The organism is Pedobacter sp. R-06 (assembly GCF_049913135.1).
Lineage (GTDB): Bacteria > Bacteroidota > Bacteroidia > Sphingobacteriales > Sphingobacteriaceae > Pedobacter.
The window spans coordinates 620,839-646,722 of sequence record NZ_CP183977.1 but is presented as its reverse complement, the minus strand read 5'-3'; the positions used below and the strand labels follow the sequence as shown (position 1 = coordinate 646,722).

Sequence of the window (25,884 nt, the reverse complement as noted above, 5' to 3'; positions counted from 1 at the left end):
ATGGTAGCAGTTGTTTATAGCGGATCGAAAACAGCATTTTGGAAAATAACACAAAATGGACAAGTAGTGGCACATTGTAATACTACCGGCTTAAACCCCTGTTTTGTTGATCCGAAAACGATCTTACAGATTTTAAACAAAAAAGTTGCCCTGGTTAACAACGCAGAAAATATAAAGAAAATTTATTTCTTTGCAGCCGGAGCATCATCAGCAGACAGAAAAGAGGAATTAGCCAAAACCCTTGCATCATTTTTCAAATACAGCAAAATTGTTGTAGAGAATGATTTATTCGGCGCCGCTAAAGCCGCCTGTTATGACCGGCCCGGTATTGTTGGCATGTTGGGCAGTGGCGCACATTGTGCTTACTTTGATGGAAAAAAGCTAGTAAACAATAACTTTGGATTAGGTTATATCTTAGGCGACGAAGGTTCTTCGAATTACTTTGGAAAAATACTCCTGAGGGAATTCTTGAGCCTTAAAATGCCTAAAGACATTGAAACCAAGTTCATATTAACCTACAATCTAGACCGCCCTCAAATATTAGAACGTATTTACAATAAGCCACAGGCGAATATATTTTTAACCTCATTTTTCGATTTCTTTACCCAAAACAGTAAACACGAATATATCCGTAAGCTGATTGATGGAGGATTTGAAAAATATATCGAAACTTATGTTTTGCCAATGGCAGAAAAATACAACGACCGGGAGATACATATTGTAGGTAAGGTAGGTGCCGAGCTCGAAGACCGGTTAAGGTTGGTAGCAGATAGATACGACATAAAAATTAAAAGCATTATTAAAGAACCAATACAAAATTTATTAAAACATTACATTAATTAACAGAACAATGAGCAAAATTGGAATAAACGGCTTTGGCCGTATTGGCCGACTGGTTTTCAGAGCCGCATTAAAAAGAGGATTAGATATTGTAGCGATTAACGATTTGATCGAGCCAGATTATATGGCCTACATGTTAAAATATGATACTACACATGGCAAGTTTGATGGCACCATTGAAGTTGTTGATGGTAATTTAGTGGTTAATGGTAAAACAATCCGTGTAACTGCAGAAAGAAATCCAGCTGATTTAAAATGGGATGCTGTAGGTGTTGAAGTAGTAATCGAATCTACAGGTTTATTCTTAACCCGTGCTGATGCTGAAAAACACATCGCTGCCGGTGCTAAAAAAGTAGTTTTCTCTGCTCCTGCTAAAGATGGCGATATCCCTACTTATGTAATGGGCGTAAACCACCATAAATTAACTGCAGATCAAACTATTGTTTCTAATGCATCTTGTACTACAAACTGTTTAGCACCAATTGCTAAAGTTTTAAACGATAACTTTGGTATTGTTGAAGGTTTAATGAGTACAATCCATGCTGTAACTGCAACTCAAAAAACAGTTGACGGTCCTTCAGCCAAAGACTGGAGAGGTGGCCGTGGTGGTTTCTCTAACATCATCCCTTCTTCTACTGGTGCTGCTAAAGCAGTAGGTATGGTTTTACCTGAATTAAAAGGTAAATTAACCGGTATGTCTTTCCGTGTTCCTGTTGCTGATGTTTCAGTAGTAGATTTGACTGCACGTTTAGAAAAACCTGCTACTTATGAGCAAATCAAAGCAGCTATGAAGGCAGCTTCTGAAGGTGAACTAAAAGGTGTATTGGCTTATACTGAAGACGAAGTTGTTTCTTCTGACTTTATTGGTGACGACCACGCGTCTATTTTCGATGCAAAAGCTGGTATCTCATTGAACGATAATTTCGTTAAAGTGGTATCTTGGTACGATAATGAGTGGGGATATTCTTCTGCATTAGCTAAATTTGTAGAATATTACGCAAGTTTGTAATAAAAAAATCGCTTTAAGCGTTTTTCAAACCTATATAAAAGGCAACATTATTCATTTAATGTTGCCTTTTTGTTTTAAACATGTTTTTCACCAGTAAAATATATTTTAATTTTGGTCAATAAAATATTTTATCATTAATTATCATATCAAAAATCACCCTTCACACTACAAAAAATCCAAAAAACCCAATAAAAAACTGATAAAAATCAATTCACAACCAAAAACAAATGGATTTTGACTATATCATATCATAAATTGACAATATTTAACAATTACTTAACATATTTTTCCGTTATATTTGCAACACAGTCGTTTTAAACTCCAAAATCTCCCATAAAAAGATCGGTAAATAAAAAATGACAAAAAAAATACTTAAAATTTTCTTAGTGTATTTTTTACACTATCAATTTTTTTACTATATTTGTAGAGTAATAAACGGAACGATGTTTATCACCACTAAAAAAGATAAATCATTTTCTTGAAAAACCGCGGTTTAGATAGAAGATTAAAGACAAAGCCTGGCTCATAACAGGTTTATATTTGGTTAGAAAAAAGAGACAAGTCTGGATAGATTGTCTCTTTTCTTATTTAAGGGCATTTGTAATACAATAGCATTGAAAATTCTTCGGGTACGGAAAGTCTTTTAAATTTCAATTATCAGTTCTTTTTGATAACCGTTATACTTTTCACTAATATATCCATGAGGATTACAAATTATTTCAGTTTCATCAACATTATACCTTGCTGGAGTATGGATATGACCGTGGATCCAATAAGCAGGTTTGTATTTGATGATGACATCTTCAAGATCTGATGCATAGGCTGAAGCAACTGGATCATTTTTATATTCCTGTGGTATAGACCCGATGCTTGGCGCATGATGGGTAATCACAACGTTTTTATATCCCTTTGATTCTTCAAGGCTTTTCTGCAGCCATTTTTTAGAAATCTGATGAATTTTATAAGTGTCGATAGTTCTTAATTTTGAGTACGAAGGATCCCTTCTAATCATCCGATAATCATTCATTTTGCTCTGACAAATGACACCATATTCTACGGGATTTCCGAATAGCGAAAAATCTGTCCATAAAGTCGCTCCGTGAAACCTTATCCCTTCGAATTCAATACTATCATTCTCCAGTATGCTAACATTCGAACCTCTTGACGCTTCTATTATTTTATGGAGCGTATTGGGATATGTTCCTTTATAATATTCGTGATTGCCTAAAACATAAATTACAGGTTTGTCTGGAATATTTTCTCTAATCCATTCAATTCCTTTTACACCTAAATTGATGTCGCCTGCCAGAATGACCAGATCAGCATTTCTGAAAGATAATTCAGAAAATCCAAATTCCTGGTGTAAATCACTTATGATCTGTATTTTCAATCGTTTATTTCAATTATTACTGCCACAAAATGCAATTGATGCTACAAAGAAAAGTACTTTTAATAGGCTTGCCATTTACCACAGGCGCTTTCCAGCCCTTTAGCACTAAAAGCTTTGCCCTCATTTTAGCCTCACAGTCTTTGGTGAGGCTTTCATCAGGAAAACCAACATCTGTTATATCTCCCTTTTCGTTAATATACAAGAGCATCTTTAATTTAGTTGGAGGATACCCACTGTTCTTAAAATCCTCCTTATTCATTAAGGGCATTACCTCATTACTTAAATACCTATAAAATCCACCTATCCCGCCTTTTGTATAAGTTGGTAAAGTATTTTCATATTGGGACTGGGGAACAACTTTTTTAGATGCGCTGGTTTTGATCTGCGCATGCCCCTCATAAAAGCCTGCAACAATTAAAACCAAAAGAATAAGACGAGCGCGTTTCATCTTATGAAGATAAAAAAAATCTGCTAAACCACCTCAATTCCCAAATGTTTATAAGGCTCCAGGATCGCATTATCAGAATCTGTTTCAGTGATAATTACATCTACATCGGTAACCGGGCAAACATAATAAGGCTCCACGGTATTTATTTTCTCAAGCGCGGATAGTGCAATGATTTTCTGCGCCTGGTTAATCATGACATTATTCAGCTGGGCATCTTCATATATTATGGAGGTAATCCCCATGCTATGGTGCAAACTACAGATACCAAGCATACATATATCAGCCCTGACCTTTCTAAAGGTATCGATAGTTTCCTGCCCCATGGTGGTAAATGCCGTTTTATGCAATTTTCCGCCGGCAAATATCACTTCGGCATTGGGATGGTCTTCCAAAATATTGGCAACAGGAAAACTATTGGTAATAATGGTTATTTTTAAATCTTTAGGCAATGCGGCAGCCAGCGCCACTACCGAGGTACCGCCATCGAAAAATACCACCTGACCATCTTTCAAAAACGCTAAGGCTTTGTTTGCAATAACCTGTTTGTGCTGCTGATTGTACTTTTCCCTATCCCGGTAATGCTGCGGAATGGGCGAATGGGAAATTGCACCACCCCTTACCGCCCTGAGCAGTCCTTGCATATCGAGCTCCTTAATATCACGGCGCACAGTATCTTCCGACACATTTAACAATGTGCTCAATTCGTTCAACCGCACCTTATTGTCTTTTTCCAGGGTATTTATAATAATTTGTAGACGCTCTTCTTTTACCATAACAATGCAATATATTGCAAATATATAAATTTATAACGATTATAATTTGCAATATATTGCAATATTAAATATTTTTGTTGCAAAAAATAGCAAATAATGAGAAAAACAATAGGCATTGACATGGACGGCGTTCTCGCCGACATAGAAGACCATTTACTTCAGACCTACCATGCAGAAACAGGCATTTCGCTTACCCGCAATGATATAAAAGGCAAATCAGAAGAAGAACTTTTTCCGGATAGGGCTATGGTAATGAAGATCTGCAATAGAAAAGGCTTTTTCAGAAACCTGCCTGTTATGGAAGGTGCTGTTGAAGCCGTAAAAAAACTAATGGAAAACTACGAAATCTATATTGTTTCAGCAGCCATGGAATTCCCTTTATCGCTCTTCGAAAAACGCGAGTGGCTTGCAGAGCACTTTCCTTTTATCAGCTGGAAGAATATCATCTTTTGCGGCGATAAGCGCATAATAGATACCGATTATTTAATTGACGACCATTGTAAAAACCTTGATTTCTGTAAGGGAAAAGCCTTAATGTTTACAGCATTTCACAATGTAGAAAAAGATCATCACCAAAGGATAAATCATTGGAACGAGGTATCATCATTATTGAAGGAACTTGAAGAGACAAATCTTGCGATTGTCTAGTTAACATTTAGCCCATTCATATCCCCATGCGAGGATAAAAAAAGGGTGTAGCCACTGGCTACACCCTCTATCTAAATTAACGCTCTCAACTAGAAGTTGATATAAGGCTCTCACCCCTTATGCCTACAATATTACGGCAGAAAGATTAAGATTTGATGAAGATTTTAGTTTAAAGCAAAAAAATTATTAGTCGCCTCCACAACCACCACAGCTACCGCAAGAACTTCCACAGGATGAACCACAAGAACTGGCTCCGCCGCCGTCTCCCCCTCTACTCCTTTCATAACTTACCAATGGAACAAGGGTTGCAGTTAACACAGCCGATCCATATAAAAAGTAACTCCATCGCCAATCCTGTTCATCTTTTATTGCAGGCAAAATTGCCGACTTATACAAATCGGGGATGGTACGGGCACAAAACTGCTGATTGAGTACATAAAGGTGTTTAACCATAAAAATCACAAAAAATCCTGTCAGCAGTGCGATCTCAAAAATGGGTTTATCCCTTACAATACCTGTAGTTAAGCGAATGAGCGGAAACATAATAAGTGTTGCAAAAACTGTAAAATTTAAGTAAAACAGTCGTGCAAACTGTTTCGACTGGTTAAAATACCATTTAAATGCATCCATACTTTTGGCGGTGTTTCTGAAAATCGCTCTTGTCTGCAATTGCCCTAGCAGTTCGGGATAGAAGACTTCGCCCCTATCTTTTAACACCGAAACAACCTGAAGCTGCTCTCCGGAGAGATTATCTACATCTTTTGAAATATAAATACGGCGATGAGCATTTACGTTTAGCACCCCCGCATGAATAAGTTCGCTTATGGGCCCGTTTATTACCTCGGCAAGTTGTTGTCTTTCAAGATAAACCAGCTCAAATGGTTTAAGGTGGTAAACGAACGACTGTCGATCGAAATCGCGCGCAATCTGTTTAAATCTGTTTTTGGTATATAAGCTGAGTATTACATAGGCGGGAAGCGCCAACCCGAGAAAACCCAAAATAAAATAAGGATTATCAATATGGATATAAACAGGTTTAAGCAAGTAATAAGAAGGAACTGTAAGCAAGATGAAAACCAGTACACCGTATAAGACAAAAAAACCAGTTTTAAGCTTGGCCGGTTCGAGATTCAAGCCGGCCAACATGGTATCATATTCCCAAATCGCTTTGGGCTGTGCTCCAAAATGTTCATGGTAAATGAGACTCGTCCGTTCATTAGCCAGTCTAAACTGTTCTGCCTGCTCTTTTTGGTGTGTAGAGGGCACATGCTGGATCTGCTTACCAACCAGTACACAAAAATCCTGATAAGATTGTGTAAAAATGAGGTGCTGATGCCAAACCGTATCGACAATGGCGGAAGGAGAAACCATTACATCAGAAATGGCAGCCAGATACATAAATTTTTTATATTCTAATATGGCTTTTTCGGTAAAGTCTTTTGTCCATTGATTTTCACTAGCCAATCTAATCGAAAAACTATATTCGCCCGGTGGATGATCGAAGTCAAATTGCTGTATGCTTTCCCAGAGGGTCTCATTCATATCTAAATGCCACTTACTTCTCAAATTCTAGCCACTTCCCTATCTTTTTCCAGGGAATGCTAAGTAACATAATTAATAATCCAACTACTACTTCCATATATAAATATACTACTAATCAGATACATTAACAATATTGAATGAAGGCTTAACCGCCTATATAAACACTGACAGGCCAAAACAAAATAAGCCTCCCTTAAAAGAGAGGCTTACGAGTGTAATCTAAATCGTCCCGTTGATTTAATTTTTACTTACCCAAATTTAAACACAAATATGATGTTTAGCATATGCAATTTAAGGTTGTACATCAATTTGTAAAATGTGTATAGTGTTATGTAAACATAGTGTTTAAAATGCGTATTATTAATATAAAATCGGATATAACGATGGAGATTGGGCGGAGAATAAGTGTTTTTATTAAAACTACACCAGCTCCCTTACCAACTTACTTCGTATGCGGCTAAGTGTTTCCAAACGCATCCCCAAATAACTGGCTATACACCTTAACGGCACTCTAGATATATCAAAAGAGTTTAGTTCCAAGAATTTTTCATAACGCCTTTCTGCCGAAGGTATCCGGGCTATTATGGCCCGCTCTGAGGCGGCATGATACTGGAGCGCCAAAATCTTTCTGCCAATAACATTCGTTTCCTGATAACTGGCATAAAGCTTATCAATCAATAAGTTCGGGATGGCAACCAATTCTGAATTTTCCAATGCCTGCAAATATTCAATTGAGGGCTGGATGCTTTCATCGGGATGTTGAATCGCTCCAATAAATTCGTTCCCTAAACTGATCCAAGTGGTAATCTCTTTATTATCATCTTTAATAAAACCCCTAACCAAGCCTGATACTACAAAAAAAACATAATCATTATTATCAATAGGAGATAAAATGTATTTATTTTTCTTGACTAGAAGAGGATCTACATTTTTTTCTATTTCCTGGATAAATCCAGAGGTTATGGGGCATAAACTGCTGAAATAATTTAATACAGCGTTCACTAAAAATGCCTTGCGGGATTCGAGCATACACAAATAGGGATAGACTTTAGACCCTTAATTATAGCTATTTTTAACGGAATATAAAAATAAAGTAGATTATTGAGACAATTATGATGTTTAAATACCTTTATAATGAGGATTTTTCAATATTTTAAAGCACAAACTGATTTATCCAGGTAAAAATACTGAGTTTAGCTTATTAAGCAACCGAATAGCGTATGCATAACAGAGGCGACAATCTTAAAAAAAGAATTCAACAAATAAGATGAAACGTTTTTACAACATTCATTTCGTTCATTTTTTTTACAAAAAAAGCAAATGCGCGCAGCCCGCATAGAGAAAAACCAATTTAAAAGTAACATTTTGGCCTTCTGCTTTTTGCAGTTTGCAGATAATAACCAATAGATATTTCGTGTGAGCCATAATCGTAGCTACCGAATTTATTTAAACTATAATCGTAACCATAGCCAATCCGGAGGTTTTCACGGACAAAGAACTCGGTAATCAATCCGATGGCACTCCTTGCCCTTAAATCGCTTTGTAATGCTGGCTTAGGATAAAATTTTACGGAGGTTCTATACGCAGCACCTAACCAAAGTTTTTCTTTGATCATTAAAAAGGCATTAAGATCCAATGAGGTTGGTCCGTTCAAATCATCTTTAATCAAAAAAGTAGGTTTGAACATAAAATCATTATTCACAGGAAATATCATTCCCGCTGTTAAATAAAAATGCGGCTTAGAAGTAATACTTAAGAGATTATTATCCCTAAAAACAGGAAGGTATCGTGTAAGCAGGTTATTGGCGGAGAAACCGATAAAGAATTTTTCATTCGAATAATGTACACCAGCCCTAATATCGGGTACAATACGGCTTTCATATCCTGTCGGAATCTTGTTGTCGCCAGTTTCATTTGGATCTAACAAACTTCCGTTAAGCCCCATCTGCATTACGCCCACTCCAACGCCAAAAGCAAGTATATTGGTTTCGGTACGGTCTAGTTTAATGCGGTAAGCAAAATTCCCCGATAGGTTTAATGAGTTCTGTGCCCCAATTTTATCTTTCGACACCAATAAACCCAAACCTAAACTTTCTTCCTTAACCGCTTCATCTACCGATATGGAAAGCGTTTGGGGAGCGCCCTGAATACCCGTCCATTGGGCCCTAACAAAAGCCTGCATATATAGCTCTTCTTTGTAGCCTGCATAAGCCGGGTTGATATATAAACCATTGAACATATATTGTCCAAACTGGGCATTCTGCTGAGCGAACAGACAAAGGCAGATTAAATTAAATAATGCGGTTACAACAATCTTTTTCATCTGTATAATTTAGTTTCATACCCTCATATTTTAAATCCATTTACCTGATCACGGTAACATAACCTTTAAATTCCTGCCATTGAGCACTTGCAGTTTTTACTTTAAGCACATAGAAATATGTTCCATCTACCAAACCATTAGCTGTCCAGTCGTTTAAATAGCTATCTTTCTCATAAACAGTACTTCCCCAGCGGTTAATAATGGTAAGCTGGTTTTCGCTATAGCGGTCTAAGCGTTCAATAAAAAAGGTTTCATTTTTTCCATCGCCGTTTGGCGTAAACACATTAGGTATTTTAAGTCCCGTGATTTCTTTGGTATCAACCGATATATTGTTAGATGGATCAGGATCAATTTCATTGATGGTTACGGAGGCACTGTTTACCACATTACCCGGTTTCATGGCTCTTACGTTAACTACAAGTTCTACAAAACTGCCATTGGCCAAAGTAGGTATTGCCCACGAAACGGTTTTGGTTTGCTCGTTATAACTCGCGGTGCCCACAATAGCTGGGTCGACACTTACGAAAGTTAAATTTTCCGGGAGGTCATCTTTTACCTGAATGTTGGTGGCATTGCCAAGTCCGTTATTGCGTACCAATAAATTGTATTTAAATACTTCAGTATTGATTACCTGTCTGCTTTCAGATCTTTTAACTATGGAAACATCTGCTGATATGGCTGTCTCCTCCATCACCACTTCCATTTCTTCGGACAGATCGGAGCTACAGCCGCCCAGGCTAAAAGTAATAACGGTATATTTCCCCGCGGTATTTACCACATAGTCTTGCCCGGTAGCACCCAAGATGGCGTTCCCATTCCTGAACCATTGATAAGAGGTAGCGCCTGTGCCATTGGCTCTCAGTTTAACAGTGACGCCTGGTTTAAGGTTAAGCGTATTCGGATTGCTAGATTGCGCAAAGCATGCTGCTGCAGAAAGCAGCACACCGAACACAATTATCCCTAACCTGTTAAACATCATAATGTTAAACCTTATAAAAATAACACCTTATGGTGCTACAGCGATAGTTGCTTTACCTGGTTTAACAGTAACAGTAATTGCTTTGCCGGCAGTTGCAGTACAAGTTGTTGCAGGCACTATCTGAACACCACCTGTAGCATAACTTCCAATAGCAGTGAAAACATACGCACCCGGAGCTACGCCTGCTTTAAGCGTAAAAGTATCTCCAGAAGTAGATGCTGCCCCTAAAGTTGTAATATCCGCTACTCCAGTGCCACCGAGAGTTGCAGACCAAACATAAGTCATGGTTACACCAGTTGGTAATGTTATTGAAGCATCCTTACTCGCCGTAATTACCGTCGTCGCTGTTTGATCGGTACAATAAACACTTCCTGGAGCATTTACAGCAATTGCTGGGGGAGGAAGTTTTTCTACAACGGTATTATCAGAGGCATCACTAGGACAAAGATTCGCATCTGCTGGTACAACCTGCACAGAATAAGTATGTGTTCCGGTGGCTAGTGTTGCGGGAACGTTATAGATTGCATCAGCAGCGGTTGCATAAGTAACAGGAGCCTGCGGAGTACCATCTACCGACCAGATAATTTTATCGTTAGCAGCAGGGGCATAACCCGTAAATGTTGGGGTAAGTTTTACTGTACCGGTTCCGCAGAGGTATACATTTGGCGTTTGCGCAAAGGCACCCAGCGGCAATAAGAACATTAAGAATACAAAGATTCTTAGATTTCGTTTTGTAGATTTTTTTGTCATGATTTTAATTTGTTAGGGATGAATAATTTATTTTCTTTTTTAATTAATAGATACTGTAGGTTTATGTGGCACAAGCTTTACCCTAAAACTAAAAGGGATAGCCCGTTCGCAGCCGTTTGCATTTTTAATGGTCAATACGCCTTGATATACTGCTACCGGTGTATTTGATGGAACGTTGATTGTAATTTCATTTGCTGGCAGGGTTTGGTTTGAAACATTCGAAATTGGTCCAGCTACCCAGGTGATGCTGTAGCTAGTGGGATTGAAAACCGGATTGGAGTAAGCAATTTTGGTGGCACTAAGTCCTTCGCAAATGCTGGGATCTGGGCCTAAAGTCAAATTTGGCATCGGATTTACCGTTAGGTTAAAATCTACTTTCTTTCCACAATAGGTAGCATCATCGGCAACGGCGTAGCTAATTACAACACTACCAGCTGCAATTGCTGTGACAGTGCCTGTGGCATCTATTGTAGCAATAGTTGCATCGCTAGTGCTCCAAATGCCAGAAGGATTATCATTTGTTAAAGTTGTGGTAGTTCCTGCACAGATGGTATTTACGCCAATAATCGGATTTACAACTGCAATAGGTTTAACATTTACCAATACTGCTTTACGGCCTCCAACATTTTTACAGCCTGTTAATGTATTAATAGCTTCTACGTAGTAGGTAGTATTCGCATTAAGGGCCGGTGTTGTATAGGTTGCCCCAGTATTAAAGGGTGTAACTTCATTGGAAGTGGTGTACCAATTGTAGGTATATTGGGCGATATCAGAATTGCTGACCGTTAACGCAGCCGTAGCCCCACTGCAGATTGTTGTACCAGGAACATCGAGCGGAGGTAATGGATTAACCTTTAATTTCACACGGAGCCTTTCAGAAACCCCTGTTACGCAGTAGGTTCTGCTACCTTGTACATAATAATTATAATCTCCGGCAAGTAGGGAGGATGGAGGAGTATAATTTTCTCCGGTATGCAACAAATTGCCTCCTGTTTCAGCATCATACCATTTATATTCTGTACAGGCCTGTGGATTGTTAACAGAAAAGGTGGTGGTTTCTCCCTGACAGATGGCCCTGGCATCTTCAGCAATAGGATCAATCAGTGTGCGTGGTTTAGCCAATTTTCTTTTAATATCGTAAACCTGAAGTGAGCCCAGCACACCGGCCAATCCACCGGTAGTGATTTCTAAACGGTCGTAAACTTCGGTAATCGGAAAGGTTAATACATATTTATCTGTTGAACCCGGAAAAAGCCTAAGATTTAGAAAAGTCCCTGTATTATCGAAGGCATCCCCCGCTTTGACCCCATTTAAGTAAGGTTGAATGATAAACCCGGTAAGTAAACTCAGATTAAGTAATCCGCCCCCTGGCTTACCTATTACAATGCTCACAGAATCTTTCGGTTGAGAAGGTTTATTAAATATTGCCGTAAGGTATACTTTGTTTAATACCGAGACCCCAACATCCATCAGCGCATAGCTATCTTTATCGTTATCTATTGAATTGAAAGGGTCAGTTACCTTTCCGGTTGCATTTAATACACCTCCTATTATAGTTGGCTGCACACCCGACAGTACATCAATTACCTCATCACAGTCTATTTTATCAATAGTGGTTTCCATAATATAAGCGTGGAATAGTTTCGTTGATAAGGCTACCGAGAGTAAATTGCCCGATACCTTCACGTAAATCCCGTTATATATCTGGTTGGGTGTGAGTGTAACCTCAACCTCTCCCGAACCGCTAATTACACCGGCTATATTGGTAGCGTTATAAATCGGAACCGTAGTTGCCGCATATCCCGCATCATGACCCGGACCAAGCAATCCCAATAGTGGCCAATCAGCAGCAACAGTGTGCAAACCTGTAAATGTTCCTATCTCTACACCGCTTAGAACGCTTAATACCTCGGTGGGGAGTGAAATTTTAATCGTAACGGGAGTATTGACGGGAATTGATCTGGGTGAACCGCCAGCAGCACTAAACTGTAAGAATTGTGTCGAAGATGCTAATCCTGCCAGGCCAAGTCCAACACCTAATGTTGATGCATCTTTAACCTGTCCATTAACAGCGTTTGCAGCATCTGAAATGGTACCCATAATTAAAGATCCACCCAATACCTTAAATCCGTATTGGATTGATCCTTGAAAATCTGCGTAAGTACGCTTTGTATTTTCACACTGTGCTACAACCTGCGCACGCAAATACGTGGGCATAAGAAAAAGCACAAGCACCAAGAAAGATAGACAAGAGCGTCTTTTCAATTGCTTAAGTAAAGGGAAAAATAAATAGTTTGTTTGTTTGCTCGTTGATACAAAAGTACAGCGACGTAGAGGCAAATTATCCGTTCACTTCATTCATTACCCCTACTACAGCACTGTAAAAGCCTGTTTTATTGATATTTATCAACAAAACAAAAGAACTTAAAAATTACGGACATCCGGATAGATGGTTAATGTTGAAAATATTCCAACAAGTTAGCATAACAGATATTTTTATTGGTAATGAAAGGAACTTAAAATACCAATCGGCAGGAATAATTGATGGCTAAGAGACTGCCATATTTTTTTAGCAAATAATACTTGCAAGAAACAATGGTTATTGTATCTTTGCACCCTCTCTGGAAGCTTCCACTCCAGCGTTTAAGAAAGCCTTCCAGTAATGGGAGGCTTTTCTTATTTTAAGGCATTTTTAGAAAAAATAGAGTTTTGGCGTGATGTAAAAACATATACTACGCCAAAACTATGTTTTTATATGTGGTTTTGGCGTGATATAGCCGCCAATATATTTTACTTGGTCTTAAAAATCACCACAGCCAAAGGCGGCAGATCGACAACGATCGAGTATTCCTGTCCATTATAATTTTCCAGATCAGGGATAATATCCCCTCTGTTATTAATACCGCCTCCATAATAAACAATATCATCGGTATTAAAAATTTCTGTCCATTTGGTTTTAAAAGGAACACCGATTCTATAGTTCTCGCGCACCACTGGGGTTAAGTTTATTGCAATAACCAGAGTATCTTTTGCTTTTGGCCCTTTGCGCATAAACGTGAAGACAGATTCGTTTGCATTATCGGCATCGAGCCATTGAAAGCCTTCATAACTAAAATTGAAATGATACAATGCAGGTTCTTTGCGGTACAGAAAGTTTAAAGCCTTAACCGTTTCCTGCATGCCCTTGTGCGGCGCGTATTGAAGCAAATGCCAATCTAGCGATTGCGTGAAGTTCCATTCGTTGGTTTCGCCAAACTCATTCCCCATAAACAGCAGTTTTGCTCCCGGATGGGTGAACATATAACCATAAAGTGCCCTTAAATTTGCAAATTTCTGCCAGTCATCTCCAGGCATTTTATACAACATTGGCGACTTACCGTGCACGACTTCATCATGAGAGAAAGGCAACATGAAATTTTCGGTAAAGGCATAAGTCATGCTAAAACTCAACTGATGGTGGTGGTGTTTCCGCCCAAGGGTTTCTACTTTGAAATACTTTAATGTATCGTTCATCCAGCCCATCATCCATTTCATACCAAAACCTAATCCGCCAGCATGTACCGGATGGGTTACGCCAGGGTAAGTGCTGCTTTCTTCGGCAATGGTCTGTACGCCCTCAAAATTCCCATAAACGGCAACATTCAGGTCCTGCAGAAACTGTATGGCCCCAAAGTTTTCACTTCCACCATATTCGTTTGTTGCGGCGTCTCCATCTTCTCTGGAGAAATTGAAATATAACATCGATGCCACGGCATCTACCCTTAGGCCATCTGCATGGTATTGGTCAATCCAAAACAAGGCGTTACTAATCAGAAAAGAGCGTACCTCATTTCGATCATAATTGAAAATATATGATTTCCAGTCGGGATGAAAGCCTTTCCGCATATCGGCGTGTTCGTACAGATGTGTTCCATCAAACTCATATAAACCATGCCTATCACCAGGAAAATGAGAAGGGACCCAATCCAATATCACTGCAATACCTGCTTTATGGAGCTCATCGATCAGATACATTAAATCCTGCGGAGAACCATAGCGCGAGCTTGCACCAAAATAGCCTGTAATCTGATAACCCCAGCTCGGGAAATATGGAAACTCCATTACAGGCATCAGTTCTACGTGCGTAAACCCCATTTCCTTTACATAAGGCACTAGCCTGCCTGCCACTTCCCTGCAGGTTAAAACACGTTCTGGATTATCCGGATCGCGCTCCCAAGAGCCTAAATGTATTTCATATACCGAGATGGGTTGATCCAGAGCATTTATTTTTGCTCTTTTTTTGAGCCAGGCTTTATCTTTCCAGGTATAATCGGTGTCCCAAACAATACAAGCCGTTTGTGGAGGATGTTCCCATCTTCTGGCATAAGGATCGCCTTTTAAATGCTCAGATTCATCAAAACCTTTAACAAAATATTTATAAACTTCGCCCTTTGCAATACCAGGGATAAAACCTTCCCAGATACCCGATTTATCCCATCGTACGCTCAGCGGATGTGAAGCGTTGTTCCAATCGTTAAAATTACCCACTACACTTACACGGATGGCATTTGGAGCCCAAACCGAAAAATAAGTTCCAGCGGTTCCATCAACAGTAATTAAATGTGAGCCCATTTTCTCGTAAAGCCTAAAATGCTTTCCTACAAGAAAAAGATCGATATCGTAATCGGTAAATAAACTGTGTATCCAAACGGATTTCTGCTGATCAGCTTTTGGTTGGGATGATTTTTTTACAGGAACTTTTTTTGCTGCTGGCATAGGTATTTTGGCTAGATAAATGAAGCCCCAAATACTAAACAGCATTTGGGACTAAAAGATTTACAGACTTAAAATCTGTATATCGGTAAAGTTTTTATTGCATTTAAAATGCAGGATATTCTGATCATCGGTATAAAAATCTTTCACCTCTTTATTATCGATAATGATCTTTTTCACCTGAAATTTTACGCCTATCACATTGCAGACATAAAATTCATAATTAGGCGTATACAATCCTTCATTACGCTGGTTCACTTTAATGGTCTGTGTATCGCCTTTTACAGTGAATTTCTTTTCCAGATAAATATCCTGCTCGTAGGCAAACGTATCACCATGATCTTCGTACATGTACGAATTAACCTCGTAATCGCTATGATAAATATTCAATACTACTTCAGTAATCGATTTTTCATCAACATACTGCATTACCGGATATTCTGGCAAAACTGTACCAGCGCGGACAAACATCGGCATACTGTCTATTTTGGCATCAACGGTGTATTCGTTACCGCCATCCAATACTTCATTCGTCCAGAAATTATACCAGGTTCCTTTTGGCAGGTAAACTTTTCTGGAGATTGCACCCTGCTCTAAAACCGGGCATATCAATAGTTTATCACCGTAGCAAAATTCATCCTGACGGAAACTATTGCTGATATTTTCTTGCTCAAGCATCACTAGCGGCCTTAAAATAGGAAAACCGTAGCGGTGATGCTCCCAGAAAACTGAATACAGGTAAGGCATTAAGCGGTACCTTAATTCGATAAACTTACGGTTAATATCTTCGAAAAATTGGCCAAAGCTCCAGGGTTCCCGTTCAGCAGTATCGCCAGCAGAGTGTGCACGCATAAAAGGAGAAAATGTACCGAGCTGAATCCAACGGGTAAACAGTTCGCCATCTGGCTCACCACTAAATCCGCCAATATCTGTTCCACAGAAAGGCACGCCAGAAACCGATAAACGCTGGCACTGTATATTCCCGATCTTTAAATGCTCCCAGGTTGCGATATTATCGCCGGTCCAAACACTTGCATAACGCTGCATGCCCGAATAACCAGCCCTTGTAATCGTAAACGGACGTTTATTGCGCATCAGTTTTTTTAACCCCTCATAGGTAGAACGCACCATCTGCATACCATAAATATTATGTGCCTTACGGTGTGAGCCGCGGTAACCATCATAATTATGGCGGACATCATTAGGGAAAGTTCCTGAACCAAATACAGCTGGTTCATTCATATCATTCCAGAAACCTGCAACGCCCATATCTACCAGCTCTTTATATAAATTACCCCACCAGCTACGTACTTTTGGATTGGTAAAATCAGGAAACTGACAGCGTCCTGGCCAAACATGCCCTTCCATATAATAATCGTCACTGCGGCGACAGAAAAATCTTTTCTCTTTACCTTCTTTAAAAACCCAGTAATCGTCATCTACCTTAATTCCAGGATCGATCATTACCACGGTTTTAAAACCATCATCAGATAGTTCTTTAATCATTCTCCGAGGATCTGGAAAGTATTTCTTGTTCCAGGTAAAACAGCGGTAGCCATCCATGTAATCGATATCCAGATAAATGGCATCGCAAGGGATTTTACGCTCCCTGAACTGTTTGGCTATTTCTTTAACTTTTGTTTCAGGGTAATAACTCCAGCGGCACTGTTGATAGCCCAAAGTCCATTTTGGCGGCATCGGATGTGTCCCCGTTAAAGTTGCATAACGTTTAACCACGTCCATAATATGAGGGCCATGGATATAATAGTATTGCAGTTCTCCGCCATCGGCCCAGAAACTGGTTTTATTTACATCCTCCGACCCAAAATCGAAATACGATTTAAAGGTATTATCGAAAAAGATACCGTAGGCAGCCTGATTGTGCAAACCGATATAAAAGGGTATAGTGCGGTAAAGTGGGTCTTGGTTCCATCCGAAAGAGTAGGCATCAGTGTTCCAGTTTTCGAAACGGCGCCCCCGCAGGTTAAAATTACCAGATTTATCACCCAAACCGAAGAAATTTTCCTCAGGGTGGCATTTTTTGGTTGCATAGATATAATAACCACCAAAATCTACATTTTCTTCCCAATGCATCGAATTGGCTTCATCAACCATTACCACATTGGTGATATTATCAGAAAAAGAAATATGGAAGTTTGCTTTTTCTATTTTACAAGTTACCGCATGGGTAGAGATTGTGAAATGATCGTCGTGCTCCTGCATTTTAAAAACAGAAACTTTTTGATCTACTTCGGGTACGGCATAAGAAAAATCATCTAAGAAAACGCCATGAGGAGCCAGGCGAACACGGATAATATCGTCGCTTACCACGCGAACTTCTACTCTTGCATCGCCATCAGAAAAATAAAAACGGTTGCCCTCTTTTTTTACTTTTTTAACTGCACCAAGGTATTGTTTAACAATTGGCTTTACTGATATATCAACTGGATTGTTTAAATGCTGTATTTCTTGCTCCTTTTCGATCAGATCACTTGTCTCGTTAGGTTTGTCGTTTTGCGCTTCCATCCTTATTTATTCAAAATTTTAAATTCATGGTTCTTAAACCGGGATGTGCTTAAGAAAGTACTATAATACAAATATTTTGTAAAAGGGGTGTAGCTTTTTTATGAAAAGATTGTTTTAATAGTGTGATTTTTACACTAAGCTATGTTATTTCACAATTTTGCCAGAAGATTTAGTGTCATCCTTTATTTAAAAAAAGAGCTATACAGTAATTTATTTATAAACAATTGCAATGAAGATGGATATTGTGCAAAGAGGTGGCAGAAAGAAAGATTTTTGGAACTTACATGAATTGCTGGATGATTATAGTGTAAACGATATGATTGAACTTCACAAAAAACGTTTCGAATGGACTCATGATGTAGAAATGATCAAAAAAAACTTCACTAACTTTCTTACTGCAGATAATGACTTCGATCCAATATGTTTAAAAGGGAAAATATGGGAGTTCGTTAAAGAAGATTTAACACAGGCGGTTGATAGTAGCAACCATAAGCAAGCCGTTTAAACAACACAAAAAAGCCCCCTGTACATGATACAGAGGGCCGCTCAAAACTCAATATTTTGTTATGGGTTAAAAGTCAATCCAATATAGTAGATTGCTCCTGCCTCAGGATTACCATAGGAAGTGAAATAGTATTTGTTCAGTATATTTGAGCCACCCAGTTTAACAACCGAGTTTACTGATGGAATCCTTAAACTAACCTGAGCATCCAAAGTGCTGTATGCGGGCACCTGGCCAGCTGAGAAAGAAGAGTTCCAGTAAAACTGATCTTGCCAGCGATAAGAAACATTGAAACCAAAGTTTTTAACAATCTCTTTATTTCCTAAGCCCAGGTTGTAACGGATTTTAGGGGTATTGAAATCATTGATATAATTAGCTGGCAAATCTCCAATCTGGTTATAAGAAACGTTACCACTCACATTCCATTTACCCATCAAATAATCCAGGCCTAACGCCCCACCATAAGAAGTAACTGTGCCTTCTGCATTAACAGGTACACCATATTTTACATAATCAGTACTTGTACCAACTTGTTGGTAAACATTAACCGCGGTAATAAAATCTTTATAACGGTTATAGTAACCATAAGCGTCAATCAATAATCTCGGACTTAACAAGCCCTTATAACCAATTTCATAAGCCTGAACGCTTTCTGGCCGTACACCACGCGGATCGAAGGTATATTTTTGTAAAATGCCAGCTGGCGATGTACCCGACACAAGTGCTGCATTGTAAGCTCTATAACTAGCTTCTGTATAACCTTTAGTTGCTTCGGTAGACAAACCATATTTCGCTAGGCTTACCGGTAAACCACCAATTAACCTTTGCGATCCACCACCAACAGAAAGATCGATGTATTGATTTTGTGTTGTTGGGTTACGGTATCCTGTTTGATAAGACAAACGAATGTTATTATTTTTTGCTACTGTGAAAACCCCTGTGATACGTGGCGTAAAGCGGCCTTCAAAATTTGTGCTTTTATCATAACGGCCTGCAACGGTTAATTTAAAGAACTCCCCAAATTTTTTACCAGCCTGTGCAAATGCACCATATTCGTTTATATTAATTTCACGATTCAAATCGTCAAAAATTGTCCCCCCAGATCTTAACTGATATAATCTTGATGATGCACCAACCTGAAACTCTATTACATTATTAAATAGATTGGTAAAATTGTATTGGCCTTCGTAATGATAAAGATTGGTTTTATCATCAAACTTAGCACCATATACCCCAGTTGCAAAGTTTGTTGCACTGATATTGGTATTCATTATAGCATTTTTATTGTTGATAAAAGCTGCTGAGCCAGGTAAAGCCCTGTTTGCATCGGCAGCGGATCTCGCAGCCGCATTTGCAATAGCATCGGTTGCACCTTGTGCTTTTGCAGTGGCATAGGCAGCAGTATATGTGGGAAACCAGGAGGTTCTGGAAGGACTGGTTTTTTCATTTATATAACTTCCTAAGATTGAAGAAATATAAGAATCTCCTGAACGTTCCTGTGTTGTGTACGCTTTAACAAAAAAGTCCTGGCCTTTTAATTCAATTTTATATTGTCCGATATTAAAGTTCCGGAGCGAATAGCGGTCTGAACCTGTATAAACAGAAGTTCCCGTTCCCCAGTTTGCCTGACCTATTAACTGAATTGTTGGCGTAATATTGTAATATAAACCACCTGAGAATTTTAATGATTTTGTACCGTAGTCAACAAGATCAGACTCGTTATAACCTGTACGTGAAACAGACTGGTTAGAAATCAAACCATTTCGAAGTCCATAAGCCACACCAAGATAGGGCAAAGCAGGGCGTAATGCTGCATAAGCTGGGTTTGCGTTAATTAAGGTAACAAGATTACCATAACTTGCAGTAGGTGCGGCTGTCATAATTCCGTTAAAGCCAGCAAATGCAGCCGCAAGCTGAGGATTAGCGGATATCCCGGCGGCTACAAAACGAAGGTTTGCATTGACCTCATCGCCATAAACATTTACTCCATCATAATTTGGATCAGAACTTCTGTCTCCTGGTTTAACTGAATTTGCAGTCCTATCAAAATTAGAATAGTTATTACCAAACCAATCTTTAGCCTGCAAGAAAGAAAATGCAGCTTTTACCCCAAATTTATTGTTCCATGATTTTGCCATGCGCACATCCAACTGATTGAAAGGCTGCACACTGCTATTATCATCATTAACATGGTTAACCCCTGTTTTATATTGAAAGCTTGCCCCAGGATATTTGAAAGGATCTTTTGAAGTCATCAATAGTGTACCATTAATACCACCTGCACCATAAAGAGCAGATGAAGCACCTGGCAAGAGTTCAACATTATCTACATCGAGTTCGGTTATACCTACAATATTACCTACCGAGAAGTTTAGTCCAGGGGCCTGGTTATCCATTCCATCGATGTATTGATTAAAACGGGTATTACCGTTCGAATTGAAACCCCGTGTATTAATCGATTTGAAAGTTAAACTCTGCATACTGCTTTCTACACCCTTCATGTTGTTCAAAGCATCGTAAAATGATGGTGCGGCAATTTCCCTAATCGAAGCAGCACTCATCCGTTCGATAGAAACCGGTGACTCTAATATACGCTCAGGAGTACGTGATGCCGAAACAACCACATCCCCTCCCAAAACCACTGCCGTTTCGAGTTCCAGATTAATTCCCGTAGCATTTCCAGTAATCTGTTGTTCAACTGTACCATAGCCTACGTATGACGCTACCAGCGTAAAGGGAACTTTAGCTGTTGTTGTAAATGTAAAACTACCGTTGCTTGTAGATGCTGTACCACCAGAATGGCCTTTGATGGTTAAACTCACACCCGCTAGGCCTTCTTTCGATTGCTTGTCTTTTACGGTACCGCTCACCGTAATGCTCTGTGCCTGTGCCGCAATGTTGCCTGCGTACACAAATAATAACACATAGAAGATCTGTGTAAAAATTCTGCTCATAAACGATTGTTAATTTGGTTGTTTGTATTATTAGTTATATAAACTTAAATTCTTTTTTTGAATTAAACAAATTATGTTAGCATAATAATTTCAATTAGAATTATAATTTTGATTGATATACAGTTTGTTGTATTTTGCATTAAACATAAACCGTCAATTTGCCCTATCTTAGCAAAAGACTTGTTAGCTAACCATTATGAATAAAATTAAAGCCGTATTCTGCATCATTATTCCGATAGCATTAGCTTTTTTATTTAATACCAAATTAGGTAGTACACCCCCCCTCTTAAAATTCCTAAATCCTTTTATGGGTTTCTGGCAAAATGCAGAGAACAATCATTTTATGTTTAACCATAAAGCGAAGATTAAAGGAGCGATAGATAAAATCGAAATCGTTTTTGACGACCGCATGATTCCACATATTTTCGCGCAGAATGATCATGATCTGTATCTGGCTCAGGGTTATGTAACCGCCATGCACCGTCTTTGGCAAATGGATTTCCAGACCCGTTTTGCAGCGGGGAGAATTAGTGAAGTAGTTGGCGATAAAGCGATAGAGGTAGACCGCTATCAGCGCCGGATGGGCATGGTTTATGGCGCAGAAAACTCGTTAAAAGGTATGATGGCCGATCCTAAAGCAAAAGAAATGATTTTAGCTTATACCGAAGGGATTAATGCATACATCAAAACGCTTTCTAAAGCCAATTATCCCTTAGAATACAAGATACTCGATTTTAAGCCCGAAAACTGGACACCTGTAAAATGTGCGCTGCTCCTAAAACAGATGTCGGCGGTATTAGCCATGGGATCCGACGAATTTTACATGACAAACATCTTGAAAAAATTCGGGCCCGAGGTGACTAAAAATCTTTTCCCGGATTATCCGTTCCGCGAAGACCCGATCATCCCTGTAGGCACAAAATGGGAATTCTCTCCCTTAACCATACCTAAAACGCCGGAAAGCTTCACCCAGGCGCAAACCGGCGAGGTAAAAACAACCGAAAAAATAGAAGGCATTGGCAGTAATAACTGGGCTTTATCTGGTGCCAAAACTGCATCAGGATACCCGATTTTGGCAAACGATCCACATTTGGACTTAACGCTTCCTTCAATATGGTACCAGATTCAACTGCATGCACCTGGCGTAAATACTTATGGCGTTTCATTACCTGGTGCTCCGGGCGTAATTATAGGTTTTAACCAGAAAATAGCCTGGGGTGTAACCAATGTTGCCGCCGACGTACTGGATTTTTATCAGATCAAGTTTAAAGATTCTACACACAACGAATATTGGTACAACAATAAATGGAAAGCCACAACAAAGCGATTAGAAACGATTAAAATCCGTGGCGGAAAAGATGAAATAGATACCGTTTACTACACCCATCACGGGCCTGTGGTATATTTCCAAAAACCAAAATATGGCAGGGCCGATAATGTGCCAGTTGGCGATGCTTTGAGATGGATTGCGCATGATGAGTCGAACGAGCTCATGACTTTTTATTACCTGAACCGTGGGAAAAATTATAACGACTACCGTAAGGCCTTAACTTTTTATACCGCACCTGCACAAAACTTTGTTTTCGCCAGTGTAGATAATGACATTGCCATCACGCCAAATGGTAAATTCCCTTTAAAATGGAAGGATCAGGGCAAGTTTATCCTCGATGGTACCGACCCAGCCTACGATTGGCATGGCTGGATCCCAAATGCACAGAATCCAACAGTTAAGAATCCGCCGCGTGGTTTTGTAAGCTCGGCCAACCAGTCTTCTACCGATACTACTTATCCATACTACATTAACTGGGAATTTGCACCTTACGAGCGTGGCAAAAGGATCAACGACCGCTTATCGGCCATGAACAAGGCTACATTGGATAGCATCCGTTTGATGCAGACCGATAATTATAGCATTATGGCGCAGAACCTGGTTCCTGCTTTATTGCCTTTATTGAATAATGAGCAATTAAACGCAACACAAAAAGAAGCATTGGCTTACCTGAAAAAGTGGAACAAACGTTATGATGCCCATGAAATTGCAGCCAGCGTATTTGAGATATGGACCAAACGCCTGTTTTATGATATCTGGGCCGACGAGTTCGAGGTTAAAGGAATCCCGATGCGTTACCCATCGAGAGACCGCACGGTGGAAATGATCCTGAAAGAACCCAACGCAACCTGGTACGATAATATCAATACCAGCAAAAAAGAAACATTATCTGACCTGGTTAATGAAGCTTTTAAATATAGCTGCGATAGTTTAGAAAGACGCTTTGGTCCGATAAACAAAGATTGGGACTGGGCAAATGTAAAACAGACCAACGTACCACACCTGGCTAAAATACCAGGATTCGGTTCGAAGGTTTTACAGATTGGTGGCGCGAAAACAGCGATTAATGCTTTAAGTGAAGCCAATGGACCTTCGTGGCGGATGGTTATCGAACTGGGTAAAATGCCAAAAGGGCACGGGGTTTATCCAGGCGGTCAATCAGGTAATCCTGGAAGCAAATTTTATGATAATATGATCGATACCTGGGCAAATGGCAAATTGTACGATCTGTTTTATATGCAAAGTCCTGATGATAAATCGGGCACGGTTATTTCTCGTTTAAAAATTTCTAAATAGGCTAAAATGGTTTTCATTGTTATATTAATAATCTGTTTCCTTTTACAAATGATTGCCCCCTGGTGGATCATTATTGTGATTTCATTTGCCACCTGCGGGATTATTGGCAAAACAGGAAAAATAGCCTTTTGGCAATCTTTCCTTGCTATTTTCTTACTTTGGATCGGATATGCTTTGTTTAAAAGCTTACCTAATGATAACGTACTTGCTGGCCGTGTGGCCGTAATGACTGGCATAAAATTGTGGTGGGCACTACTGTTAGTTACCGGGATTTTAAGTGGCCTGGTTGCCGGAATTAGCGGTTATTGCGGTTACCAGTTCCGCATGGCGATGCTGGCGAAAAAAACTGACGAGAAAATAGCATAATGCTTCGTACTTTTGCGCTGTGAATTTAACCGCTAACGATATATTTTCTGTAAAAAGTACTGATGAGTTTAATGCCCTTGCCTTAAGCATTTTTAAATTACAGGCTCAAAACTGCAATATTTACCGCGAATATATCTTTCATTTAGGTGTTGATGCTGATGAGGTGAGCCAAATTGCGCAAATCCCCTTTTTACCCATCAGTTTTTTTAAAAGCCATTCCATTCTCAGCAGTACCGATCCTGTTGAAATTACATTCAGCAGTTCTGGCACTACAGGCATGGTACAGAGCAGCCATCATGTAACCAATGTGAAATTGTATGAACAGAGCTATTTGCAGGCTTTTGCACAATTTTATGGAGACATTACTGAATATTGCTTTTTGGCTCTGCTCCCATCTTACCAACAGAGAGCTGGTTCATCGCTTATTTACATGGTTAACGATCTGATCGAAAAAAGCAGGCATCCACAAAGTGGTTATTTTTTATACAACCATGATGAATTGCTGAAAGCCCTTCTAGATCTTAAATCAAAAAAACAGAAAACCGTTTTAATCGGTGTTACTTATGCCCTACTCGATTTTATAGAACAGTTTGAAATCGATTTCCCCGAGCTGATTGTAATGGAAACGGGAGGAATGAAAGGGAAACGTAAAGAAATGGTACGGGAAGAACTTCATGAACAATTGACCAAAGGATTCGGGGTAAATGCGATCCATAGCGAATATGGAATGACCGAACTACTTTCTCAGGCTTATTCTTTGGGTGAAGGTATCTTTAACTGCCCCAGCTGGATGCAGGTTTTAATCCGCGATACCAATGACCCTTTAAGTTTAATCGAAAATGGCCGGACAGGCGGCATTAATGTAATCGATCTGGCCAATCTCAATTCCTGTTCATTTATTGCTACGCAGGATCTTGGCAGAATAAATCCTGATCATAGTTTTGAAGTATTGGGCAGGTTTGATAATGCTGATATCAGGGGATGTAACCTTTTGGTGCAGTAAACGCTAATTTACCTTATCCGAACAGCTTGCGCATAAACCGGTAGCAATCAGGTTAAGGTGTTCTACTTTAAATCCTGCAGGAACCTTTAACGCCGGTATTTTAACAGTATCCAAACAATAAATTTTATGACAGTTATCGCAGTTAAAATGCACATGTTCATCATGGTGATCGTGTGCACTGCAGCCATCAGAACAGATGGCATAATTGGCCGTGCCCTGTTGATCTAAAACCTTATGTATAATCCCTTTTTCTTCAAAAGCCTGCAAAACACGGTATAAAGTAACCCGGTCTGCATCCTTGCCCATCACCTGCTCCAAATAAGGCTGAGATGTTGCAGAATCTCTCCCACTCAAAATCTCCAGCACCTGCAAACGTGGGGCAGTTCTTTTTAATCCGTTTTTAACCAAAAGTTTTTCGAAACGCGATGTTTTGTTTTCCATAGCAATACAAAA

The 25,884-nt window shown here is 39.3% G+C and carries 20 protein-coding genes; 7 read left to right on the top strand and 13 right to left on the bottom strand.

The features are described 5' to 3' along the window. Positions 1–843, top strand: coding sequence for a hypothetical protein (locus tag ACN9MR_RS02620; protein ID WP_426328126.1), 843 nt, complete (start codon positions 1–3; stop codon positions 841–843). A gap of 7 nt (positions 844–850) precedes the next feature. Continuing rightward, on the top strand, positions 851–1,849 hold the full coding sequence (gap, locus tag ACN9MR_RS02615) for a type I glyceraldehyde-3-phosphate dehydrogenase (RefSeq protein ID WP_029280245.1): 999 nt from the start codon (positions 851–853) through the stop codon (positions 1,847–1,849). A gap of 643 nt (positions 1,850–2,492) precedes the next feature. Here gap and ACN9MR_RS02610 read toward each other — a convergent pair. Genes ACN9MR_RS02610 through ACN9MR_RS02600 form a run of 3 tightly spaced genes read right to left on the bottom strand, consistent with a single transcriptional unit; the run spans position 2,493 to position 4,460 of the window. Further along, positions 2,493–3,239, bottom strand: a complete 747-nt coding sequence (locus tag ACN9MR_RS02610; protein ID WP_426328125.1) for a metallophosphoesterase — start codon at positions 3,237–3,239, stop codon at positions 2,493–2,495. A 16-nt stretch (positions 3,240–3,255) separates the two neighbouring features. Next, the gene (locus tag ACN9MR_RS02605; RefSeq protein ID WP_426328124.1) at positions 3,256–3,687 is read right to left on the bottom strand and encodes a hypothetical protein; all 432 of its coding nucleotides are present in this window, start codon (positions 3,685–3,687) and stop codon (positions 3,256–3,258) included. A 23-nt stretch (positions 3,688–3,710) separates the two neighbouring features. Then, positions 3,711–4,460 carry a DeoR/GlpR family DNA-binding transcription regulator gene (locus ACN9MR_RS02600; RefSeq protein WP_426328123.1) on the bottom strand — a complete coding sequence of 250 codons (750 nt, stop codon included), beginning with the start codon at positions 4,458–4,460 and terminating at the stop codon, positions 3,711–3,713. 96 nt (positions 4,461–4,556) lie between these two features. Between ACN9MR_RS02600 and ACN9MR_RS02595 the strand changes: the two genes are divergently transcribed. After that, entirely contained in the window at positions 4,557–5,108 is a 552-nt protein-coding gene (locus ACN9MR_RS02595) for a 5' nucleotidase, NT5C type (protein ID WP_426328122.1), read from the top strand. A gap of 186 nt (positions 5,109–5,294) precedes the next feature. Here the strand turns inward: ACN9MR_RS02595 and ACN9MR_RS02590 are convergent, their stop codons facing one another. The 8 genes from ACN9MR_RS02590 to ACN9MR_RS02555 all read right to left on the bottom strand — a co-directional run bounded on the left by ACN9MR_RS02590 (position 5,295) and on the right by ACN9MR_RS02555 (position 17,980). Then, positions 5,295–6,650 carry a glycine-rich domain-containing protein gene (locus tag ACN9MR_RS02590; protein ID WP_426328121.1) on the bottom strand — a complete coding sequence of 452 codons (1,356 nt, stop codon included), beginning with the start codon at positions 6,648–6,650 and terminating at the stop codon, positions 5,295–5,297. A gap of 420 nt (positions 6,651–7,070) precedes the next feature. Continuing rightward, the gene (locus ACN9MR_RS02585) at positions 7,071–7,679 is read right to left on the bottom strand and encodes a Crp/Fnr family transcriptional regulator (RefSeq protein WP_426328120.1); all 609 of its coding nucleotides are present in this window, start codon (positions 7,677–7,679) and stop codon (positions 7,071–7,073) included. Between the two features lie 322 nt (positions 7,680–8,001). Further along, entirely contained in the window at positions 8,002–8,973 is a 972-nt protein-coding gene (locus tag ACN9MR_RS02580) for a PorP/SprF family type IX secretion system membrane protein (protein WP_426328119.1), read from the bottom strand. A 40-nt stretch (positions 8,974–9,013) separates the two neighbouring features. Further along, complete coding sequence (locus tag ACN9MR_RS02575) at positions 9,014–9,952, bottom strand: gliding motility-associated C-terminal domain-containing protein (protein ID WP_426328118.1); 939 nt, start codon at positions 9,950–9,952, stop codon at positions 9,014–9,016. A 27-nt stretch (positions 9,953–9,979) separates the two neighbouring features. Next, positions 9,980–10,702, bottom strand: coding sequence for a hypothetical protein (locus ACN9MR_RS02570; protein WP_426328117.1), 723 nt, complete (start codon positions 10,700–10,702; stop codon positions 9,980–9,982). Positions 10,703–10,741: 39 nt separating this feature from the next. Beyond that, positions 10,742–12,919, bottom strand: a complete 2,178-nt coding sequence (locus tag ACN9MR_RS02565) for an Ig-like domain-containing protein (protein ID WP_426328116.1) — start codon at positions 12,917–12,919, stop codon at positions 10,742–10,744. A 573-nt stretch (positions 12,920–13,492) separates the two neighbouring features. After that, complete coding sequence (gene glgB, locus ACN9MR_RS02560) at positions 13,493–15,457, bottom strand: 1,4-alpha-glucan branching protein GlgB (RefSeq protein WP_426328115.1); 1,965 nt, start codon at positions 15,455–15,457, stop codon at positions 13,493–13,495. Positions 15,458–15,517: 60 nt separating this feature from the next. Further along, positions 15,518–17,980, bottom strand: a complete 2,463-nt coding sequence (locus ACN9MR_RS02555) for a glycoside hydrolase family 31 protein (RefSeq protein ID WP_426328114.1) — start codon at positions 17,978–17,980, stop codon at positions 15,518–15,520. A 229-nt stretch (positions 17,981–18,209) separates the two neighbouring features. On the opposite strand from ACN9MR_RS02555, the gene ACN9MR_RS02550 reads away from it, so the two are divergent. Continuing rightward, positions 18,210–18,485 carry a hypothetical protein gene (locus ACN9MR_RS02550; RefSeq protein WP_426328113.1) on the top strand — a complete coding sequence of 92 codons (276 nt, stop codon included), beginning with the start codon at positions 18,210–18,212 and terminating at the stop codon, positions 18,483–18,485. Positions 18,486–18,544: 59 nt separating this feature from the next. On the opposite strand, the gene ACN9MR_RS02545 is transcribed toward ACN9MR_RS02550, so the two are convergent. Then, positions 18,545–21,436 carry a TonB-dependent receptor domain-containing protein gene (locus tag ACN9MR_RS02545; RefSeq protein ID WP_426328112.1) on the bottom strand — a complete coding sequence of 964 codons (2,892 nt, stop codon included), beginning with the start codon at positions 21,434–21,436 and terminating at the stop codon, positions 18,545–18,547. 196 nt (positions 21,437–21,632) lie between these two features. Here ACN9MR_RS02545 and ACN9MR_RS02540 point away from each other — a divergent pair, with 196 nt between their 5' ends. The 3 genes from ACN9MR_RS02540 to ACN9MR_RS02530 are packed head-to-tail and all read left to right on the top strand — an operon-like array spanning position 21,633 to position 25,431. Further along, on the top strand, positions 21,633–24,062 hold the full coding sequence (locus ACN9MR_RS02540; RefSeq protein WP_426328111.1) for a penicillin acylase family protein: 2,430 nt from the start codon (positions 21,633–21,635) through the stop codon (positions 24,060–24,062). A 6-nt stretch (positions 24,063–24,068) separates the two neighbouring features. Continuing rightward, a complete protein-coding gene (locus ACN9MR_RS02535; RefSeq protein ID WP_057932598.1) occupies positions 24,069–24,428 on the top strand; it encodes a hypothetical protein in 360 nt (119 codons plus the stop codon). Between the two features lie 19 nt (positions 24,429–24,447). Next, positions 24,448–25,431 carry an acyl transferase gene (locus ACN9MR_RS02530; protein WP_426328110.1) on the top strand — a complete coding sequence of 328 codons (984 nt, stop codon included), beginning with the start codon at positions 24,448–24,450 and terminating at the stop codon, positions 25,429–25,431. Positions 25,432–25,434: 3 nt separating this feature from the next. On the opposite strand, the gene ACN9MR_RS02525 is transcribed toward ACN9MR_RS02530, so the two are convergent. After that, positions 25,435–25,872: a Fur family transcriptional regulator gene (locus ACN9MR_RS02525; RefSeq protein WP_426328109.1), complete on the bottom strand. Its 438-nt coding sequence runs from the start codon at positions 25,870–25,872 to the stop codon at positions 25,435–25,437. Between the last annotated feature and the right edge of the window lie 12 nt (positions 25,873–25,884).

Bases quoted from the DNA above. Each gene is read 5' to 3' on its own strand.
- ACN9MR_RS02580 (WP_426328119.1), bottom strand. From the start codon at position 8,973: ATGAAAAAGATTGTTGTAACCGCATTATTTAATTTAATCTGCCTTTGT.
- gap (WP_029280245.1), top strand. From the start codon at position 851: ATGAGCAAAATTGGAATAAACGGCTTTGGCCGTATTGGCCGACTGGTT.
- ACN9MR_RS02600 (WP_426328123.1), bottom strand. From the start codon at position 4,460: ATGGTAAAAGAAGAGCGTCTACAAATTATTATAAATACCCTGGAAAAA.
- ACN9MR_RS02565 (WP_426328116.1), bottom strand. From the start codon at position 12,919: ATGCCCACGTATTTGCGTGCGCAGGTTGTAGCACAGTGTGAAAATACA.
- ACN9MR_RS02620 (WP_426328126.1), top strand. From the start codon at position 1: ATGGTAGCAGTTGTTTATAGCGGATCGAAAACAGCATTTTGGAAAATA.
- ACN9MR_RS02525 (WP_426328109.1), bottom strand. From the start codon at position 25,872: ATGGAAAACAAAACATCGCGTTTCGAAAAACTTTTGGTTAAAAACGGA.
- ACN9MR_RS02550 (WP_426328113.1), top strand. From the start codon at position 18,210: ATGAAGATGGATATTGTGCAAAGAGGTGGCAGAAAGAAAGATTTTTGG.
- ACN9MR_RS02575 (WP_426328118.1), bottom strand. From the start codon at position 9,952: ATGATGTTTAACAGGTTAGGGATAATTGTGTTCGGTGTGCTGCTTTCT.
- glgB (WP_426328115.1), bottom strand. From the start codon at position 15,457: ATGCCAGCAGCAAAAAAAGTTCCTGTAAAAAAATCATCCCAACCAAAA.
- ACN9MR_RS02605 (WP_426328124.1), bottom strand. From the start codon at position 3,687: ATGAAACGCGCTCGTCTTATTCTTTTGGTTTTAATTGTTGCAGGCTTT.
- ACN9MR_RS02585 (WP_426328120.1), bottom strand. From the start codon at position 7,679: ATGCTCGAATCCCGCAAGGCATTTTTAGTGAACGCTGTATTAAATTAT.
- ACN9MR_RS02535 (WP_057932598.1), top strand. From the start codon at position 24,069: ATGGTTTTCATTGTTATATTAATAATCTGTTTCCTTTTACAAATGATT.
- ACN9MR_RS02570 (WP_426328117.1), bottom strand. From the start codon at position 10,702: ATGACAAAAAAATCTACAAAACGAAATCTAAGAATCTTTGTATTCTTA.
- ACN9MR_RS02545 (WP_426328112.1), bottom strand. From the start codon at position 21,436: ATGAGCAGAATTTTTACACAGATCTTCTATGTGTTATTATTTGTGTAC.
- ACN9MR_RS02590 (WP_426328121.1), bottom strand. From the start codon at position 6,650: ATGAATGAGACCCTCTGGGAAAGCATACAGCAATTTGACTTCGATCAT.
- ACN9MR_RS02555 (WP_426328114.1), bottom strand. From the start codon at position 17,980: ATGGAAGCGCAAAACGACAAACCTAACGAGACAAGTGATCTGATCGAA.
- ACN9MR_RS02595 (WP_426328122.1), top strand. From the start codon at position 4,557: ATGAGAAAAACAATAGGCATTGACATGGACGGCGTTCTCGCCGACATA.
- ACN9MR_RS02540 (WP_426328111.1), top strand. From the start codon at position 21,633: ATGAATAAAATTAAAGCCGTATTCTGCATCATTATTCCGATAGCATTA.